Annotated in this window: 18 protein-coding genes; 12 read left to right on the forward strand and 6 right to left on the reverse strand. The window is 66.4% G+C overall.

Annotated elements, in window-relative coordinates; all coding sequences use genetic code 11:
* Positions 1-1,302 (forward strand): efflux transporter outer membrane subunit (locus GQ56_RS0135430; RefSeq protein WP_031403151.1); only part of this gene is annotated, 1,302 nt, incomplete at its 5' end.
* 145 nt (positions 1,303-1,447) lie between these two features.
* On the opposite strand, the gene GQ56_RS0135435 is transcribed toward GQ56_RS0135430, so the two are convergent.
* From GQ56_RS0135435 to GQ56_RS0135445, 3 genes are all read right to left on the reverse strand, one after another.
* Positions 1,448-2,161: a dienelactone hydrolase family protein gene (locus GQ56_RS0135435; RefSeq protein ID WP_031403152.1), complete on the reverse strand. Its 714-nt coding sequence runs from the start codon at positions 2,159-2,161 to the stop codon at positions 1,448-1,450.
* Positions 2,162-2,482: 321 nt separating this feature from the next.
* Positions 2,483-2,794, reverse strand: coding sequence for a DUF4148 domain-containing protein (locus GQ56_RS0135440; protein ID WP_031403153.1), 312 nt, complete (start codon positions 2,792-2,794; stop codon positions 2,483-2,485).
* 332 nt (positions 2,795-3,126) lie between these two features.
* Complete coding sequence (locus GQ56_RS0135445; RefSeq protein ID WP_031403154.1) at positions 3,127-4,092, reverse strand: GlxA family transcriptional regulator; 966 nt, start codon at positions 4,090-4,092, stop codon at positions 3,127-3,129.
* 213 nt (positions 4,093-4,305) lie between these two features.
* Here GQ56_RS0135445 and GQ56_RS0135450 point away from each other — a divergent pair, with 213 nt between their 5' ends.
* The 3 genes from GQ56_RS0135450 (at position 4,306) to GQ56_RS0135460 (ending at position 6,274) form a co-directional block, all read left to right on the forward strand.
* Entirely contained in the window at positions 4,306-4,947 is a 642-nt protein-coding gene (locus GQ56_RS0135450) for an HD domain-containing protein (RefSeq protein ID WP_031403155.1), read from the forward strand.
* Positions 4,948-5,342: 395 nt separating this feature from the next.
* The gene (gene parS, locus GQ56_RS0135455) at positions 5,343-5,798 is read left to right on the forward strand and encodes a type II RES/Xre toxin-antitoxin system antitoxin (RefSeq protein WP_031403156.1); all 456 of its coding nucleotides are present in this window, start codon (positions 5,343-5,345) and stop codon (positions 5,796-5,798) included.
* A complete protein-coding gene (locus tag GQ56_RS0135460) occupies positions 5,795-6,274 on the forward strand; it encodes an RES family NAD+ phosphorylase (RefSeq protein WP_031403157.1) in 480 nt (159 codons plus the stop codon). The genes parS and GQ56_RS0135460 overlap by 4 nt, the downstream gene beginning before the upstream one ends.
* A gap of 37 nt (positions 6,275-6,311) precedes the next feature.
* Here the strand turns inward: GQ56_RS0135460 and GQ56_RS0135465 are convergent, their stop codons facing one another.
* The 3 genes from GQ56_RS0135465 to GQ56_RS0135480 all read right to left on the reverse strand — a co-directional run bounded on the left by GQ56_RS0135465 (position 6,312) and on the right by GQ56_RS0135480 (position 10,142).
* On the reverse strand, positions 6,312-7,250 hold the full coding sequence (locus tag GQ56_RS0135465) for a site-specific integrase (protein ID WP_031403158.1): 939 nt from the start codon (positions 7,248-7,250) through the stop codon (positions 6,312-6,314).
* 347 nt (positions 7,251-7,597) lie between these two features.
* Entirely contained in the window at positions 7,598-8,959 is a 1,362-nt protein-coding gene (locus GQ56_RS0135475; RefSeq protein ID WP_031403159.1) for a uracil-xanthine permease family protein, read from the reverse strand.
* A gap of 58 nt (positions 8,960-9,017) precedes the next feature.
* A complete protein-coding gene (locus GQ56_RS0135480; RefSeq protein ID WP_031403160.1) occupies positions 9,018-10,142 on the reverse strand; it encodes an aryl-sulfate sulfotransferase in 1,125 nt (374 codons plus the stop codon).
* Between the two features lie 102 nt (positions 10,143-10,244).
* Here GQ56_RS0135480 and GQ56_RS0135485 point away from each other — a divergent pair, with 102 nt between their 5' ends.
* From GQ56_RS0135485 to GQ56_RS0135525, 8 genes are all read left to right on the forward strand, one after another.
* Complete coding sequence (locus GQ56_RS0135485) at positions 10,245-11,201, forward strand: LysR family transcriptional regulator (RefSeq protein ID WP_031403161.1); 957 nt, start codon at positions 10,245-10,247, stop codon at positions 11,199-11,201.
* A 236-nt stretch (positions 11,202-11,437) separates the two neighbouring features.
* The gene (locus tag GQ56_RS0135495) at positions 11,438-13,423 is read left to right on the forward strand and encodes a gamma-glutamyltransferase family protein (RefSeq protein ID WP_031403163.1); all 1,986 of its coding nucleotides are present in this window, start codon (positions 11,438-11,440) and stop codon (positions 13,421-13,423) included.
* 192 nt (positions 13,424-13,615) lie between these two features.
* The gene (locus tag GQ56_RS42405; protein ID WP_235212820.1) at positions 13,616-13,822 is read left to right on the forward strand and encodes a hypothetical protein; all 207 of its coding nucleotides are present in this window, start codon (positions 13,616-13,618) and stop codon (positions 13,820-13,822) included.
* Positions 13,823-14,179: 357 nt separating this feature from the next.
* Entirely contained in the window at positions 14,180-14,662 is a 483-nt protein-coding gene (locus GQ56_RS0135500; RefSeq protein ID WP_031403164.1) for a hypothetical protein, read from the forward strand.
* A 560-nt stretch (positions 14,663-15,222) separates the two neighbouring features.
* Positions 15,223-15,858: a Crp/Fnr family transcriptional regulator gene (locus tag GQ56_RS0135505; protein WP_152601953.1), complete on the forward strand. Its 636-nt coding sequence runs from the start codon at positions 15,223-15,225 to the stop codon at positions 15,856-15,858.
* Positions 15,859-15,955: 97 nt separating this feature from the next.
* A complete protein-coding gene (locus GQ56_RS0135510; RefSeq protein WP_031403166.1) occupies positions 15,956-16,369 on the forward strand; it encodes a RidA family protein in 414 nt (137 codons plus the stop codon).
* A 192-nt stretch (positions 16,370-16,561) separates the two neighbouring features.
* Positions 16,562-17,596, forward strand: a complete 1,035-nt coding sequence (locus GQ56_RS0135515) for a 4-hydroxyphenylpyruvate dioxygenase family protein (RefSeq protein WP_031403167.1) — start codon at positions 16,562-16,564, stop codon at positions 17,594-17,596.
* Between the two features lie 181 nt (positions 17,597-17,777).
* The gene (locus tag GQ56_RS0135525) at positions 17,778-18,914 is read left to right on the forward strand and encodes a muconate/chloromuconate family cycloisomerase (protein ID WP_200878020.1); all 1,137 of its coding nucleotides are present in this window, start codon (positions 17,778-17,780) and stop codon (positions 18,912-18,914) included.

Below are 18,914 nucleotides of genomic sequence, written 5' to 3' on the forward strand. Positions count from 1 at the left end.
CTGATCGAGATCGCGCTGAAGAACAACCGCGACCTGCGCGTGTCGGTGCTGAACATCGAGGCGGCGCGCGCGCAGTATCAGATCACCCGCGCGGGCCTGTTCCCGACGCTGGGCGGCGTCGGCAGCGAAAGCCTCCAGCGCTATCCGGCCGGGATCGCGTCGGCGGGCGCGCCCGCGACGTTGTCGCGGGTCTACAACGTGGGCCTGTCCGCGTCGTGGGAGCTCGACCTGTTCGGCCGCGTGCAGAGCCTGAAGGACCAGGCGCTCGCGCAGTACCTGTCGACCGCGTACGCACGGCAGGCGAGCGAGATCTCGCTGGTGTCGCAAGTCGCCGATCAGTACCTGACGCTCCTGTCGACCGACGACCTGCTGAAGGTCACGGAAAACACGCTGAAGACCGCGCAGGCGTCGTACAACCTGACGAAGCTGCAGTTCGACAACGGCACGGGCTCCGAACTCGACCTGCGCCAGGCGCAGACGGTGGTCGAGACGGCGCTCGCGAACCAGCAGTCGCAGGCGCGTTCGCGTGCGCAGGCGCTGAACGCGCTGGTGCTGTTGATCGGCGAGCCGCTGCCGGACGATCTGCCGGCGGGCATGCCGCTCGACGCGCAGAACCTGCTGACGGACGTGCCGGCCGGGTTGCCGTCGGACCTGCTGACGCGTCGTCCGGACGTGATGCAGGCCGAGCAGACGCTGCTGGCCGCGAACGCGAACATCGGCGCGGCACGCGCGGCGTTCTTCCCGAAGATCTCGCTGACGGCGGCGTTCGGCACGTCGAGCACGACGCTGGGCGGCCTGTTCAAGGCCGGCACGGCGGCGTGGTCGTTCGCGCCGAACATCGCGCTGCCGATCTTCGAGGGCGGCTCGAACATCGCGAACCTCGATCTTGCACACGTGCAGAAGCGCATCGAGATCGCGAACTACGAGAAGGCGATCCAGTCGGCGTTCCGTGAGGTGTCGGACGGCCTGGCCGCGCGCGGCACGTACGACCAGCAGATCGCGGCGCTGGAGCGCAACGAGCACGCGCAGCAGCGCCGCTTCGACCTGTCGGATCTTCGTTACCGGAATGGCGTGGACAGCTACCTGTCGGTGCTGACCGCGCAGACGGATCTGTACTCGGCGCAGCAGTCGCTGATCAGCGCGCGTCTGGCTCGCTGGACCAATCTGGTCGATCTGTATCGCGCGCTGGGCGGCGGGTGGATCGCACGCGCCGGCGAGGCGCCGCGCGCGCCGGATGCGCCGGTCGACTACGACAAGGCGGCCGCTCCGGCCGCTGCGTCGGCAGCAGCGGCGAACGGCTGAGCCTGACGCGGGGCAGGGGCGGGAAACCGCTTCTGTCTGTACGCGGAAATGAAAACGCCACGGACGACCGAGTCCGTGGCGTTTCTTTTTGCGTCGTCACCCATCGCGGGCCTGGTGGCCGGCGATGGATGACGGAGGTGTCACGTTACCGCTGCTTGTCCCACAGCGTGCGACCGAAGAACGTGAGCGTGCGATCCCATGCGTTTTGCGACCACACCGGATCGAACTGCGTACCGGCGATGCGGCCGGGGCCGACGGCCGTTTCGTTCGCGAACGCGTGATGGGCGAGATAGCGATGGAACTCGACGTCGACCTTCGCATCGGTCAGCTTTTTCTCCAGCGCATCGACCTGGTCGATCGCAAAGAAGACGTCCTGCGTGGCCCAGTGGCCCATCAGCGGCACCTTGAGCTTTGCCGGATCGAGGTAGTCGAGCGGCGGCATGCCGTACCACGTGACGCCCGCGTCCGCATCGGCGAACTGCAGCGACAGCAGCGTGAGGGCGCCGCCCATGCAGTAACCCGTCACCGCGACTCGCGATGCCAGCGTCTTCAGATACGTCACCGCGCCCGGGATGTCCTGCGAGGCCGCGTCGCCGAAATCGAGTCCGGTCATCAGATGGTGCGCTTCTTCCTCCTCGACCGTCGATTTGCCGCGATACAGGTCGGGCACGAGCGCGAAGTAGCCGCAGCGTGCGAGACGATCCGCGACGCCGCGGATCTGGTCGTTCAGCCCCCACCATTCCTGGATGACGACGACCGCGGGCGCGCCTTCGGTCCGGGCCGGCCTGGCGAGGTAGCCCTGGAGTTCCTGGCCGTCCGGGCGGCTGAACGTGATCATGGAACCGGATGTTTGAGACATGAAACCGCTCCTTTTCGAAAAATGCGCTGAGTGCGGCATCGGGCCGACCGGCGGGTGCGACGACGATCGGGCATGCCGGGCGTCGTGGTGCCGCTCGCGTTCGTTTCGGCCGGCGCCGACCACGCGGCCATTCTATGCGCAAACCCCGGCTGCCTGCGCGAACGGCGTGCCGCCGGCACGCGATCGGCAGGATCGTGTCGATCGAGGCGGCATCGGTTCCCGGCGAGCGGACCGCCAACGATCAAACACCCCGCCCCGATGAACGGGAGCGGGGTGTTTCGGGGGTGCCGCGCGCCGAGGAATACGCGGCGCGTGACCGGCTTACTGGCCGAAATACACGGAGTCGCGGCCTTCCTGCCTGACCGCGATCGCGCGGCCGGCGCGCACGCCGGCGGCGGCTTGCGCACCGTAGCCGGCTTCATCGGCGTTCGTCACGCGGGCCTGTGCGGTCTGCAGCGCGCGCGGGTAATACTGATCGGAGACTTCGGGCTTGTAGCCGGCCTGTTCGAGCTGGACGAGTTCCGCGCGGACCTGGGCGCGCGTCAGCTGATCCGACGGGTTCGATTGCGCGAAGGCGCCATACGAGGCGGACAGGGCGGTTGCGGCGACGACGGCGTAGATGAACGACTTCATGATGACCTCCGGTTTCGTTGATTTCGCGCTTCGCATGTTGCGTTCAGCGGGTTGATTGCATCGTAGCGATCACGTTACCGGTCGGAAATACGCGTTCCAGCGAATAATTATTGCAACTGGGTAAACGATCGCGCATCGGAGTGTGTTTTGTCTGATGGTTCGGCATCGATCGGTTGGCGGGCTGCCCTGCCGGCTTGTGCTTGACGGGAATGCCGGCCCGGTCTGTGAGAACGGAATAGCGGCGATCGGCTGGCGACGTCGTGTCGACATGATGAATCGGATTCCGAAGCATTTTGGCGGTGCCGTTGTCGTACCGTGCGGGCACGGTCGAGTCACTCGGCCGGAAGCGCCTGCTGCTTCCTGTATTCGGCCGGCGTGACGCCGACGTGTCGCGTGAACGACCGCCTGAGCGTATCGACATTCGCGAAGCCGCATTGCGCGGCCACCTGCTTCGGCGAGTGACGGCCGCTCTCGAGCAGGTGTCGGGCCGCCGAAATGCGGGTTGCCTCGACCCATGCGGCCGGCGTCGTACCGACTTCCGCGCGGAACAGACGTGCGAAGTGGCGCGGGCTCATGCCCGCATGCTTTGCCATCGTTGCGACGGAATGGTCGAGTTCAGGGTTCGCCGCGATCCAGCGCTGCACCTCCTGCAGCACCGAACGTCCTGCGGGGCGCGCTTCGCCCTTGCGGCTGAACTGGAGTTGCCCGCCCGGGCGCTTGAAGTACATGACCAGTTGCGCCGCGACGCGCCGTGCGATCTCGCGGCCCAGATCCTCGTCGACCAGCGCGAGCGCGAGATCGAGCCCGGCCGTGACGCCGGCGCCGGTGCGCAGTTTGCCGTCGCGCACGTACAGCGCGTCCGCGTCGACGGCGAGCGACGGATAGGCTTCGGCAAGTGCGTCCGCGGCGGCCCAGTGCGTGGTCAGGCGACGCCCTTTCAGCAGGCCGGTGGCCGCGAGGATGAACGCGCCGGTACAGATCGAGCCGTAACGCCTGCTTTGCACCGCCGCCGATCGCAACCAGGCGAGGACGTCGGTGCGCAGGGCGATCCGGCCGGCGCTCGGCGCGCCGGCGACCAGCAGCGTGTCGATACGCTCGGGAATGTCGGGAACGATCCAGTCGGGCAGCAACCGGGTCCCGGACGAACTGCGGATCGGACCGGGCTCGCTCGCGATGACCCGCAACGTATAGAACGGCTTCCCGCACTCGGCGTTCGCTTGGGCGAAGACATCGAGCGGGGCGGAGACATCGAGTAGTTGGACGCCCGGAACGGCGAAAATTCCCACGACCTTCGGCATGATCGGTTGCGTGCTGTGTCGAACGTGACGCGTAGCAGTATAGAGGCGCCGGCAGTGCGTGGGGCGCGTGGCGGAGCCTGTTCCCGGCGTTCATCCGGCCGCGCGGACGCCGTGTCCGTCCGTCACGCAAAATGGCAGGATTCGACGCAACAAGTCCATTAAAGACAGCCCCCGGACGCCGGAAAATCGGGGTGTTTCCAATGGAGGTCGATCATGACAGAGGACGTTGCAGGCATCACCATTCCCGATAGCCAACTGACGCGCGAGATCACCGAACTCGTTCGCGATACCGCGTCACCGTTGCTGTTCCATCATTCCAGCCGGGTCTTCTATTTCGCGGCGCTCGCGGGCCGGCGGCGCGGGCTCGAGTACGATCCCGAGTTGCTTTACTGCGGCTGCATGTTTCACGACATGGGGCTCACGCACCGGCACAGCAGCGCGTGCGAGCGCTTCGAAGTGGACGGCGCGAATGCCGCCCGCGATTTCCTGAAGGGCAAGGGCATCTCGCAGCAGGACATCGACGTCGTGTGGACGTCGATCGCGCTGCATACCACGCCCGGCATCCCGCAGCACATGCATCCGGTGATCGCGCTCGTCACCGCGGGCGTCGAGATGGATGTGCTGGGCCTGACGTATCCGGAATACAGCGACGTCGAACGCGAGGCCATCGTCCGCGCGCATCCGCGTACGCCGCGCTTCAAGGAAGACATCATTCAGGCGTTCTACGATGGGATCAGGCACAAGCCGGACACGACGTTCGGCAACGTGAAGGCTGACGTGCTCGCGGACAAGGATCCGAATTTCCGCGCCGGCAATTTCTGCAGCGTGATCCGCTCGTCCGCGTGGGCCAGCTGATACCGGGTGCTCGTGAGTCGGGAAGAGAAATGCACGATATCGGGACGGCGTCCGGCTTGAGGGGCGGCGGTTCGCCGGGCGCGATGGACGGTCATGCCCGACGATCGTCTTTCCTGGCCGTAGCCTAGTCGGCCTCTCCGCCTCGTTCGGGTGAAGGGCGTGGTGGACGGGCACGAGCGGGAATGGGTGCGGTAAAAAGTTGTTACGTGACAATCGGAAGATATAGCTCGGGACTTTATATACTGAATAACTGTATCCCCTCACCGAGGCGAATCTTCGATTCGCGGCCAACTTTGCAACTAGCCTGGCGAGCGTGCCAAAGGCACGCTTCCGGCCTTTCCCGCACATTTTCGGCAAAACGCCTATAATGATTGGGCAAATTGCCGGGAGAGGTCATGAGCACCATCGCTTTCCATCCGTCAGGCGTCGCGCATCCGCGTCAGGCCGAATTCACGATTCTCGAACAGCTGCTGGCGATCCGCGTCCGATCGGGGGCCGATCTTGCCGAGCTGGCGAGTGCGCGCGTCGACGTCTCGGTGATCGACCGGCTGTCGGAGCGCGGGTTGAAATCGGACGAGCTGGCCTTCATCATTCCGCGCCGCACGCTGAGCCACCGCCGCCAGGCGCACGAACGCCTGTCGCCGGAGGAATCCGACAAGGCGATCCGCCTCGCGCGCATCGTCGCGCAGGCTACAGCCACGTTCGGCGATCAGGACAAGGCAATGGCGTGGCTGCGCAACGGGCTCCAGCGCTTCGGCGGCCGCACGTCTCTCGACATGGCGAGCACCGAGCACGGCGCGCGACTCGTCGAGGAAGTCCTCACGCAGATCGACGAGGGGTACTTCGCTTGACGACGCTGTGGCGAATCAGCAATTACGCCGACCTGAAAGGCATCGGCGGGTTGCGCGCCGGCGGGCGCTGGCATTACGCCGGGCAGCCCGTCGTGTATCTCGCCGAGCATCCGGCGCTCGCGTTGCTCGAGACGCTCGTCCATTTCGAAATCGCCACGGTCGCGCAATTGCCGAGCGGGTATCAGCTGCTTCGCATCGAGGCGTCCGAATCGGTGGATATCGCCGAAATCGCGGAGGGCGACGCGCCCGACGACTGGCGAACCCAGGTCGACTGGACCCGCAGCGCCGGCACCGAGTGGCTGCATAAGCAGCCGAGCGCGCTGCTGCGCGTCCCGAGCGTCGTCGTGCCCCACGCGCACAACTTCCTGCTGAATCCGCTGCATCCGGCTGCGTCCGAGGTGCGTATCGCGGAAGTCATGCAGTCGCCGTACGACACCCGGATTCTGCGGCTGATCCGGTCGACGCCGGGCGAATAGCGAACGGGACAGCCTCGGGCCCGCAACGGGTGCGGGATCAGCGTTCATGCGCGGCGCGATCGGCCGCCGCGTCGGGCGGCAGCGTCTGCCGGAGGCGCGTGACGGTTCGCGCGCTGACGAGGCCGAGCATCGCGCTGACATCGGCATGCGCATGACCGGCGAGCAACTGGCGGCGCGCATACGTGTTGCGCAGCACGCGCGGGCTCATGTCCGCCGCGTGGAAGCCGATCGCGGTCAGTGCGTCGCGCACCACGAGCACCAGGAACATGTCGTTCATCGCGCCACCGCTGCGCGGCGCGGGAAACAGCCGTGCCGCTGGCGCTGCTTCCGGCGTGCGCGCGTACCATGCGGCGAGCGGCGCCAGCGCGAATTCCGCGAGTGCGATCCGGCGCGCCGGCCGCGCGCGATCGCGCGGCACGGACAGCGCAGGCGGCTGCGCGTCGAGATCCGTCGCGTCATGCGTCGTCGCGCGAATCTCGGCCGACGTGATGCCGCTCGCCAGCAGCAGAGCGACGATGGCGCGATTGCGGCAGTCGGCCGGCGTGTCGCCCGGGCGAGGCTGTACGTGGCGCTGCAGCGCCGCGTCCGCGTCGGGTGGCAGGAAGCACGGCTCGGGCTCGCTGTCCGGCCATGCGAGATCGCGCGTGGTTCGGCCGGCCGGATGCATCGTGCGCACGCCGGCTTCGACCAGATGCCGGCCCAGCCGGTCGATCAGTTTCGCGTACCGCATGCGGGTCGATGTGCCGGGTGCGCACGTGCGGTCGAGCTCCGCCAGAAAGGCCGCAACGTGGTCGGGCCCGAACGTGGCCAGCGACACGCGGTGTGCGCTCAGATGACGCAGGAATCGTTCGAACATCGCGACGTGCTGCACGACCGATCGCGGCGCGAACGGCCGGCGGCCGGCGCCGGTCGCGGCCGTTTCCTGCCAGGTGCGGAAGGTGCCGAGCGGGTCGATAATCCAGCGATTCGTGTCCATGCACGATTTATAGCCGGAACGCGGTGACGCCGGCAATCGTTCCGATGGCCGGCGGGCCGGCCGGCCCCGATGCAACGGGCACGTCGGTGCGCGGTACGCGTGCCGTCTGCGCGGCACGCTGCGCATCGTCGGGCAAACGCGCGAGAGCGGCAGCGCGACGAAGCAACGGGGCAATATCGTTTCATCGTTTCGGCATCCATATTTCGAACGATGCATCGTCGACCGATATCGACCCGACAAGCCCGGTGCGGAAGCCGAGTGTCGGATCGGTGGGTGCGACCGGGCTCGACGCGCGGAACGCGACATCGCCTGCGCGCGGTAGCGCACCCCGTTTCCTGCCGTCGCCGTTACGCGTCGCGCGAAGGCGAGGGCGCAGCGGTTGCCGCCGTGCCCTCGCGCGCCCTCAACCGTTCGAGGGCGGCGAACGTCAGTTGGGTCGCGATAGCCGCGAGCGTACCGGCTGCCATGCCGTTGCCGAGTACGATCTGCACCGGCGCGCCGAAATGACGGTACAGGTTCGGCACCAGGATCGGCGCGAGGCCGACGACGAGCGCGGCCGCGAGCGTGTACTGGTTGGCCCGCGCGTGCAGATCGGTGCCGGCGAGCAACCGGATGCCCATCACGCCGATCATCGCGAACACGACCAGTGCGGTGCCGCCGACCACGGGGGCCGGAATCGCATACGCGAGCCGAGCGAGCGGCGCGCACAGCGCGATGACGATCAGGATCGCGCCGGCGGCGGCCGTCACGTAGCGAGAGCGCACGCCGGTCGTCTGCACGACGCCGATATTCTCGGCGCTGGTCACGATCAACGGCGTGCCGAACAGTGCGCCGACCAGCGATGCGATCGCATCGCCGCGGATCGTCTTCGGCACGTCGCGCGGCAGCGAGATTGCCTTGCCGCACGTTTCGCCGACGGCGACGGTCTGCGCGGTGGCCTCGGCCATCGAGATCGCCGTGAAGATCAGGAGCGGCAGGGCGGCCAGCACATCGAAGCGCGGCATGCCGAACGGCAGCCACACCGGATGCGTGAGCAGCGGGCCGCGCCACACGTCGTCGAACGCCGGCATTGCGCCGAGCGCCCAGCCGAGCGTCGCACCGGCCATCAGGCCGATCAGCACCGCGAGGCGCCCGAGCATGCCGCGAAATGCGCCGGCCACGGCGACGGTGGCGACGATCGTCGCCAGCGCGAGACCGAGCGCGCGCGGTTGCGCGAAGTCGGCCGAGCCGGGCTGGCCGACGACGATCGTCGCGTAGATCCGGAGCAGGTTGACCGACACCAGCAACAGCATCGCGCCCACGACGACGCGCGGAAAGAGCCGCAGGCAGCGCGTGAAGACGGGCAGCAGCACCCAGTAGAACGCGCTGGCAAGCAGTGCGGCGCCGGTCGCGACGGGCAGGCCCGATTGCGCGGCGATGCCCGCGAACAGCATGGTCGGTGCGCCGCCGGGCACCATCACGAACGGCATGCGGGCGCCGATCGGGCCGGCGCCGAGCGATTGCAGCAGCGTGCCGATGCCGCAGGCGAAGAACGTTGCGCCGATCAGCTGGACCGTCAGGTCCGCCGGTAGCGCGAGGACTTTTTCGATCAGGAAGACGGCCGTGATCGGGGACGCGGCCATCGACAGCACGTGCTGCAGCCCGAACAGCACGAGTTGCCACGCGGGCAGCCGCGTATCGACGGGCGGTGAAATCGGATCGTGCGACACGGCAGGCCTCTCGGTAGCGAACGACGGCGTGGGCCGGAAACGGGCGGCGAACGGAATGTCAGGTCCGCAGCCAGGGAAGCTGCGCGGCGCTGTAGCGGAACGTCTGGAACACGCTGTTCAACTGTCCGGGGCCGGTCTTGCGTGCCGCTTCGTCCGGGTATTCGGCAAACCACGGGATCACGTATTCCCAGACGACCTGGCCGGCGGGCGTCACCTCGAACAGCCGGCCCGTCGAGGATTCCGTGACGTGCGTGTTGCCGTTCGGCAAGCGCTGCGCGTTGCCCATGAACGGCGTGTAGAACAGGTTCACTACGTCGTCCGAATACGACCACACGATGCGTTGCGTCGCCGGGTCGATTTCCACGACGCGCGAGAACGCGACATGCGCGCCGTGGCGGAAATTGCCGTTGTCGAAAGCGAGGATGTTGCCGTTCGCGAGCGGCACCGGCGCATGCTGGTGCGACACGACGTCGGGCCCGATATGCAGGTCGACGCGGCCGGTTTCGCGGTTCACGCGGATGATGCCGGACGTCGTTCGCAGGCTCATCAGCACGCGGCCGTCCGCGTCGACGGCGAGACCGTTGACGAGCGGCCAGTGGTAGCGGCCGAAGCCGGCGGCAATCGGAAAATCCTCGGGCCGCAGATGCTCGCGCGCATGCCATTCCCAGACGATCTGCCCGGCCCGGTTCACCTCGCGGATCACGTCCGCGTACATCACCTCGTCGTCGCCGTGCGGCGTGCCGCCCGGCACGCGCCGCGCGAACGCGGGATCGACCGGCTCGCATGCGGCGTAAAGCAGGTTGCCGTTCGGCAGCCACTGCGCGTCGTGATGGTGGGCGGGATCCTCGTAGCGCCACACGGTTTCGCCTTGCGGCGTGACTTCGCGGAATTCGCCGCCGTGCCACATCGACCACGGCGCGTAGCGCGATTCGGAGCGGGGGTGGTTGCCGTTGTAGCCGAGGTTGCCGTTCGCGAGGATGACGGCATGGCGGCCGGGGCGCACCGGCATTTTCCAGTGATGGGCGACTTCGCCGTCGATGTCGACGAGATAGACGTTGCCGCCCGCCGTCTGCGGCGCGATGAGCGTATAGCCGCCCGCGGACAGCGCGGGATCGTGGGCGATGAGGCCGACGCCGCGGCGGCGCTGGGTGATCTGGTCGACGGTCGTCACTGCGGTCTCCATTCGAATCGGACACGGGAATGCAGCGGAATCTAGTCGATTCGGCGAGTCAGCAAAACCGGATTATTCTTGACGGCCTGTTCGGAAAAATCTAACGGAACCCTCATGCGTTCGATATCGCAGACATTCCGCTGTTTCGACGAAGTCGCGAGGCGCGGCTCGATTCGCAAGGCGGCCGAAGCGCTGCACCTGACGGCCGCGGCCGTGCACCAGCAGATCCGCAATCTCGAGGAGCAGGTCGGCGTGCCGCTGTTCGACCGGCTGCCGCGCGGCATGCAGCTGACGCTCGCCGGCGAGATCGTGATCGCGGCCGTGCGGCGCGGCCAGCGCGACTTCGACAACGCGCTGACGCAGGTCGAGGATCTGCGCGCCCTGCGGCGCGGGCACGTGAACCTGGCGGTGCCCGCGTCGACGGCGGAAAGGCTCGTGCCCGACGCGATCCTCGCGGCGATGCAGCGCTATCCGGGCGTCACGTACAGCGTGCGCTCGGGCAACGGCGAGAGCATCGTGCGCTGGGTCGAGACGGGCGAAGCCGATATCGGCTATGCGCTGCGCCGCCGCACGTCGTCCGGCGTCGTCGAGGTGCGTGCGTTCGCACAGCCGCTGGGCGTCGTCACGGCGCCCGGCCATCCGCTCGCGGCATGCGGCGGCAAGGTGCGGATGCGCGATTGCTTCGCGCACCCGCTGATCCTGATGACCCCCGATACGGAGCTGCGCGCGATGTTCGACCAGATCGACGCGCGGCAGCCGCGCAGCGTGCGGCCGCTGGTCGAGACTGGCTCCGTGCCGATGGTGCGGCGACTCGCGGCCGAAGGCGTGGGCATCGGCTTCCTGATCGCGGAGAACGTCGCGGACGACGTGGCCGCCGGCCGACTCGCGTGGACGCCGCTCGCCGATGCGGGCGCGCGCTCGTTCAGCTGCATCTACCAGCGGGCGGACATGAGCGCGACCGTCGCGATGACGATGTTTCTGGAGTTCTTCTCCGAGGCGATCGACGCGATGGAGAGCGGTTTTGCGCGCGACGGCCGGGCAGCCGGCAAGCGACGTCGGGCCGTGCGGTAACGCAGCGACGACACCGGCCGTGCGCGCGCGTCGCATCGTATCGCGACGCAGTGCACCATGCGTCTCCGGCGTGCGCGCGCGATGACGTTGCGCACGCAACGTCCGTTCGCATTGCGTCATTTCCTTATTGCGAAAAAAAATTCGTTCATGGGACTATCGGACGCGCTGCCGGCGCACCGAGGGGGCGCCGGCAGCGTGACGTTCATCGCAACGACCTACAAGAACACCGACAGACAATGAACACGACAGCGATTTTTCCGTATGCGCCCGCGCTGCTCGCGGCCGCCTTGCTGACAGCATGCGGCGGCGACGTCGAGAACGAAGCGGCCCGCGCGACGACACCTTCCACCGATGCGAGCTGCCTCGCGGTCGACAACAGCGGCGCGACGGTGGTGGTGGGTTCGAACCAGCCGGGCGATCCGTCGCTGCCGGAGGCGTCGTCCGGCTATCGCACCGGGATGAAGCCCGTTTATGCGAAGACCTATCTGGTGGCCACGTCGAACGCGCACGCGAGCGCGGCCGGCTGCGCGGTGCTGAAGCAGGGCGGCACCGCGGCCGACGCGGCGGTTGCCGTGCAGGCCGTGCTCGGCCTCACGGTGCCCGAAGCGACGGGCCTCGGGTCGGGCGGCGTGCTGCTCTACTACGACGCGCACGGCAAGACGCTGCAGGCATACGACGGTCGGGAAACCGCGCCGGCCGCCGCGACGGAGAACTACCTGCGCTACGTCGACGACGCGACCGACCGGTCCGCGCCGCTGCCGAGCGCCCGCGCGAGCGGCCGCTCGATCGGCACGATCGGCGTGCCGAGGCTCATCGAGGCGCTGCAGCAGGACCACGGCCGGCTGCCGTGGCGGAACCTGTTCGGCGATGCGATCACGCTCGCGACCAACGGCTTCCCGATCGGCGGCCGGCTTGCCGACGCGATCGCGGCGAACGCCGCGAACCTGAAGCGCGACCCCGAGGCCGCCGCGTATTTCCTGAACGCCGACGGTTCGCCGAAGACCCTCGGCACCGTACTGAAGAATCCCGCTTACGCGCGCACGCTGACGCTGATGGCGCAGTCCGGCGCGAACGCGCTGTACACCGGGCAGATCGCGCAGGACATCGTCGCGAAGATCGCGGCGACGAAGGGTGCGGACGGGTCGACGCTCACTCCGGGCAAGACGAGCGTCGCGGATCTGGCCGCGTATCAGGCGAAGCGCCGCGAACCCGTATGCACGACCTATCGCAGCTACTGGGTCTGCGGAATGCCGCCGCCGTCGTCGGGCGGCATCGCGGTCGCGTCGGCGCTCGGCATGCTCGAGAACTACGACCTGAAGTCGCTGAAGCCGACGGCGATCGATCTCGAAGGCGGCAAGCCGACCGTCGCGGGCGTGCACCTCGTGACCGAGGCCGAACGGCTTGCGTATGCCGACCGAGACAAGTACGTGGCCGACACGGATTTCGTGCCGCTGCCGGGCGGCACGTGGAACACGCTGCTGAACAAGCCCTACCTGAAGTCGCGTGCAGCGTTGATCGACCCGACCCGGAGCATGGGCACGGCGCAACCCGGCAATCTCGCCGCGGCGCCGCTCGGCGTTGATACGACGCTGATCGAGCACGGCACGAACCAGTTCACGATCGTCGACGGCGACGGCAACGTGCTGAGCGCGACGACGACGGTCGAGTCGAGCATGGGCTCGTTTCACATGACCAACGGTTTCCTGCTGAACAACCAGTTGACCGACTTTTCCGCGAACCCGGTAGACGTCGCGGGCAATCCGGTGGCCAACCGCCTTCAGCCGGGCAAGCGGCCGCGCAGCTCGATGGCGCCGACGATCGTGTTCGCGCAGGCCGCGGACGGATCGCGCGGCGATTTCGTGATGGCGACCGGGTCGCCGGGCGGCGGCACGATCCCACAGTACGTGGTCAAGACGCTCGTCGGCGCGCTCGACTGGGGCCTCGATGCGCAGCAGTCCGCCGGGCTGGTCGATTTCGGCGCGAGCAACAGCCCGACGACCACGATCGGCGGCGAGCATCCGAACGTCAACACGGCGAACAACGGCGCGAACGATCCGCTCATCACGGGGCTGCTCGCGCTCGGGCACAAAGTGTCGACGTCGGCGCAGGCGAGTGGCGTCAACACCGTGATGCGCGTGACGTCCGGCCAGTCGCGCGTGTTGCAGGGCGGCACCGATCCGCGTCGTGAAGGCGTCGTACTCGGCGATACGTTCCGGCCTTGACCGGGCGGCGCGAGCGAGGCCCGATCCGCCGATGGGCGAGTCGGGCCGCGTGCGGCAGAAAGAGGCGTTGCGACGACGAACCGGTATTCGCCGGTAACGGGCGTCATCCTGTCGAAGCCGTACTTTCTCGGTTTCGTCGGGGAACCGGACCACGACCGCGCACTGGACACTCGTGGTGCCGATCCGTTCGACGTGCAGCGGATACTGTCGTCAGTCGAATTCGACGACGATCCGGGGGCGGTGTTCGACTGGCGGGCGCCGGATGTGCCGCCGGAAAAGGTGTTCAGGCTTGCATGCAGCGCGTCGGGGAACGCCGGAGGGGCGGCGTGCATATCCGGCGGCATTGAACCGATCGCCGGAAGCGGGTTATCGGGTTTTACCGAAGGTTGGTTGACGTAAATTATTCGGAATGCTATCGAACGAGCTGGTTCTCTCACACGCCGCATCACCTGCCGGGCTTCCCGACACGCGACGATCGGGGCATCGCCGTTACAGAGTAACCCGTCGCGACGCACCTCTCCAGGCGTGTTCACGGCTTCTCCCGCAAGTACGGCCTCCAGCCCGCTGCTTACTTCCGATTGTCAAAGTATGTGAGTCAATCGTCAGCATTTGCAACGGAAGTAACAGTCCCTGCAAATCAGTCGTTTTGCGCGCCGGCGCCGCTACATTAACTCCACCTGCCGCACGTCGCGGCGAGGCATGCGACAAGCCGCACGAAGGCGGCTCGCAGCAACAACGTCTTTGGGGAGAATGACCATGAACAAGATCCGTACGATTCTGCTGGGCGCGGCACTGACGGCAATGGCAACGTCGGCTGCTTTTGCACAGACGGCCCAGACCGGTGCGCAGGGCGCAGCCGGCGCAGGTGCACAGGTTCAGACGCCGCTGCTCGGTGGCGGCGCGGGCGTGCAGGCCGGCGCGAACGCGACGGGCACGGGTTCCGCGGCGGGCAACGTCGTCGGCAAGACGGTCGGCGGCACGACGCACGCGGCCGGTTCGGCAGCGGGTGCGGCGAAGGAGGCCGGAGCCTCCGCCGTTCACTCGACGAAGTCGCACGTGAAGCATGTCGCCGGTACGGCGAAGAGCCACGCGCAAGGCGCGGCATCGACGGCGGGCGGCGTCGCGGGCGGTGCGAAGGCAAAGGCCGGTGAAACCCTCGAAGGCGCGACCCGTCCGGCGCAGGGCAGTGCATCGGTCGGCCTGAAGGGTTCGGTGTCGACGCAAGGCAGCGCACAGTAAGCGGAGTGCATTCCGTCACGGCCCGCATTGATGCGGGCCGTTTTTTATTGGCGAGCCCGGCATGTCGTTCGTCGCAATACCGGACTGGCCGGGCGCGAGATTCATCGGAGAACGCGGGGCCATTTGGCGAGCGGCTTTGGCAAACCGGACCGACTGTGAGCCCACTCGTGGATCGGGGCGCGAGGACATGCCGCTTTCCCTGCGCGTCTTTCAGACAGACGGGCGCGTGGTGGCACGCAATGGCGAACCGGCAGACGCAGAGCCCGGCGCTGGCATTCTCCATGCGGATGACGGGAGACGAGGAACCGACGCGCGGGATGCCAGCGGGCGTGGGCGATTCGATACGGGCCCGGTCATCGGCCGAGCGTAAGCCGCATCGCGCAGCCATCCATCACGATTTCCATAATCCCGGTGCGTCGGGTGGAGTTTGCACCTGCTTTCGAATGGATCGCATAAAGTATGTTGCTCCGTGCCCGTGAGTTCGGGAAAGGAGCTGCGGATCGATAACCGAGGAGGCTGGATTGAGCAAAAGCGCGTTGGGCACGACGGAAACCTGGCACATGGACGACGCGACCGCGGGTGTATGGATTCGTGCTGCTCATCTCGGCCGGAAGATGAAGGTGGAAAAGGGCGCCACCGTCTATCGACAGGGCGAACTCGGCTTTACCTTCTACTTCCTGTTGTCGGGGCGCATCCAGGTCTCGATCTTTCAGACCGACGGGTCCGAATTCATGCTCGAGATGATGGGGCCATGGGCGATGTTCGGCGAGAGTCCGGCGATGGACGGCCTCCCTCGCATTGCCACGGCCATCGCTGCCGAGCGCTCCGAACTGATTGAATTCGACATCCGGGTCATCACCGGGGCCATTCCGTCCTGGCCCGAACTGGCCATCTCGCTGATGCGCATCGTCGCGCTCAAGCAACGCGTTCTGGCCTCCCGCATCAGATACCTCGCGCTCCCGAAACCCGACATGAGAATCGGGGAACTGCTGGGCAGGCTGGCCGAGTTGTACGGCGAGAAGCGCGTGGACGGCACGATGATTTCGATTCCGTTGACGCACGAACAGATCGCGGCCATGACCGGTGCGACGCGCGTTACCGTTACGCGCGCGTTGAAGCGGCTCACCGAACTGGGTGCGATCGAGATCAGGCAGCGACGCATCTGGGTCATCGACCCGTCGAAGATTCTGGGCTGATTTGGTAACTCGCTATACAGACAGCGGTCCGGGCAGACGCTTAGAGTAGGCGCGCTGGATTCACTTTCCTCGTCCCCTATCTGATTGAAGGTCCGCCATGAGCCATATCGAACGCCTGCGTCTTCCCGAAGACGACGCCACTTTCGGGAGCAACCGCATTTTCGACCTGTTTCAATACTCGCCGGCCGTGACTGCCAACGGGCTGGCGTTCATTTCCGGCCAGATCGGATTGCGCGCCGACGGCTCGATCCCGGACAGTCCCGAAGAGCAGATCGATGTCGCGTTCAAGCGCATCGAGGCGATTCTCGAGCATCTGGGGCTCGACTTCTCGGACGTGGTCGAACTGGTTTCCTACCATGTCGATGTCGGGGCTCACCTCGCCGTGTTTCGCGCGGTGAAGGAACGCTACATCCGGTCCGATTTCCCGGCGTGGACGATTCTCGGCATTGCGGCGCTGGCCCGGCCCGAACTCATCGTCGAAATCAAGGTCGTTGCCGCGACGAGAAAGTAAGCCGCACTTCATCACCCGCTTCCATTTTCAGGCACGACAGCGCCGGAATCGAGCGTGCCGCCCATTCGGGCGGTGGCGCACCTATCGAGTCATGGGAGTCGCGGTGAATCGCAGGTAGGCGAGCGCATGCGTGATGGTTCCTTGCGTTTCAAGTGCCGTTTTCATCCAGTAAATTATGGATTCCTATTTAATATGATGGAAGCCCGCGCAAAAACCGACGGATTTGCCTTTGTCGAATTCGTTTCCGCCCGCCCGATGGAACTCGTCGGGCTCTTCGAACACTTCGGTTTCCGGCTGTACGGAAAGTCGAAGAGCGGCGTGTTCATGATGACTCAGGGCGCGGCCGTGTTCCTCGTCAACGGCAACCCGAACGCATTCGAGCGACGTCATGGCGCGTCGGTGCGCGCGATGGGTATCCGCGTCGACGATGCGAATCTCGCTCATGCGCAGGCACTGGCCGGCGGGGCGTTGCCGGCGTCGGCCGTCGTCGAGGGGGAGTTCGTTGTGGATGCGCCCACGATCCTGGGAATCGGTGACAGCCTCGTGTATTTCGTCGACACCGAATTTGCGGGAAATTTCTCGATGCCCGTCGATGCGAGGAATGGCGCAACGGTGGATGCGAACATCCTGGCTGTCGACCACACGTCGAACATCGTGCATCCCGGGAATCTGGACAAGTGGGCAAACTTTTACCGCGACACCTTTGGCTTTGCGGAGAAGCAGTACCTCGAGGTCAAGGGGCACATGTCGGGAATGCGCGCGCGTTCGATGGTGAGCCCTTGCGGCCGCGTATCGATTCCCGTCGCTGCGGCCGCACACGATCGGCCGGGCGTGCTCAACCAGAACGACGAATTCATCCGTGATTACGGTGGAGAAGGAATCCAGCACATCGCGCTACTGACGTCGGACATCGAGGACACGATCCGCAAGCTCGCCGCGGCCGGTATTGAGTTCATGGCCGCACCGTCCAGGAACTACTATGCGGCGATCGACGCACGTCTTCCCGGACATGGCCTGGATGTGGCCCGATTGGCCGAAAGCGGTCTGCTGGTCGACGGAAAGGGGCCCACGAGAATTTTGTTGCAGCGCTTTACGAAGCGTCAGATCGGGCCGGTTTTCTTCGAGATCATCGAACGTCGCGGTGAGGACGGGTTTGGCGAAGGAAATTTCAAAGCCCTGTTTGAATCACAGGAGCAGGACCAGCAGCGACGCGGCACGCTGGGCTGACCGGGCCTGCGTCGGGGTTGCGTCGCCAGCCATCGCGATGACTCGACCGACGAGCGAGACGGCGTGCGGGAGCGCGCCTATCGAACAATATACCTTGGGTGCATGGAAACCATCCTGAAAGGTGTTGGACAGTGCCGCGACCGGGCGTTTATAAATCCAGTGAATTATTTCACGAGCATGGATCATGACCGCCACTATCGAACGCGTCGAAACGTTTCTCGTCGATCTGCCGACCATTCGACCGCACCGTCTGTCAGTCGCCACGATGTACGGACAAACCCTCATGCTGGTGAAGGTATATTGCAGCGACGGCGTCGTGGGCCTCGGCGAGGGAACGACGATCGCGGGGATGGGCTACGGGCCGGAATCGCCCGAGTCGATGAAGCTGGCGATCGATGTCTACCTCGGGCCGGCGATGATCGGCAGGGACGCCACGCGCGTCCGCGATCTGATGGCGCATCTCGGGAAGCTGGTGAAGGTCAATCACTTCTCGAAGAGCGCGATCGAGACGGCGCTGCTCGATGCGCACGGTAAGCGCCTCGGGGTGCCCGTCAGCGAGTTGCTCGGCGGCCGTTGCCGCGACCGGCTGCCGGTTGCGTGGACGCTCGCTTCAGGCGATACCGCGAACGACATCGCGGAAGCCGAGCGGATGCTGGAGGCGCGCCGTCACAAGATCTTCAAGCTGAAGATAGGTGCGAAGGCACCCGAGACCGACATCCGGCACGTCGCGGAAATCAAGAAAGCGCTCGGCGAACAGGCTTCCGTCCGGGTCGACGTCAACATGGCGTGGAGCGAGACGCAGGCGGCGTGGGCAATCCCGGCGCTGGCGGACGCCGGCTGCGAACTGATCGAGCAGCCGGTCGCGTCGCCGGCGGCGCTTGCCCGACTGATGCGCCGCTTCCCTGTCGCGCTGATGGCCGACGAGAACCTGCAAGGCCCGGAAAGCGCATTCGAGATCGCGAGGAACGCGGGCGCGGATGTCTTCGCGATCAAGATCGAGCAGAGCGGCGGGCTGTTTGCCGCGCAACAGGTCGCGGCGATTGCCGATGCCGCCGGCATCGAGCTGTACGGCGGGACGATGCTCGAAGGCGCGGTCAGCACGATCGCGTCGGCCCATCTCTTCGCCAGTTTCAGGCACTTGCAGTGGGGCACCGAACTGTTCGGCCCCCTGCTGCTTACCGAGGAAATCCTGGCGCGCCCGCTCGACTACAGCGATTTCGAACTGACCGTGCCGACCGGGCCGGGGCTCGGCATCGAGCTCGACGAGGATCGCGTGCGTCATTTCATGCGCGACGGCCTGACGAAAATCAATCGATAA

This window comes from Burkholderia paludis, assembly GCF_000732615.1.
GTDB lineage: Bacteria > Pseudomonadota > Gammaproteobacteria > Burkholderiales > Burkholderiaceae > Burkholderia > Burkholderia paludis.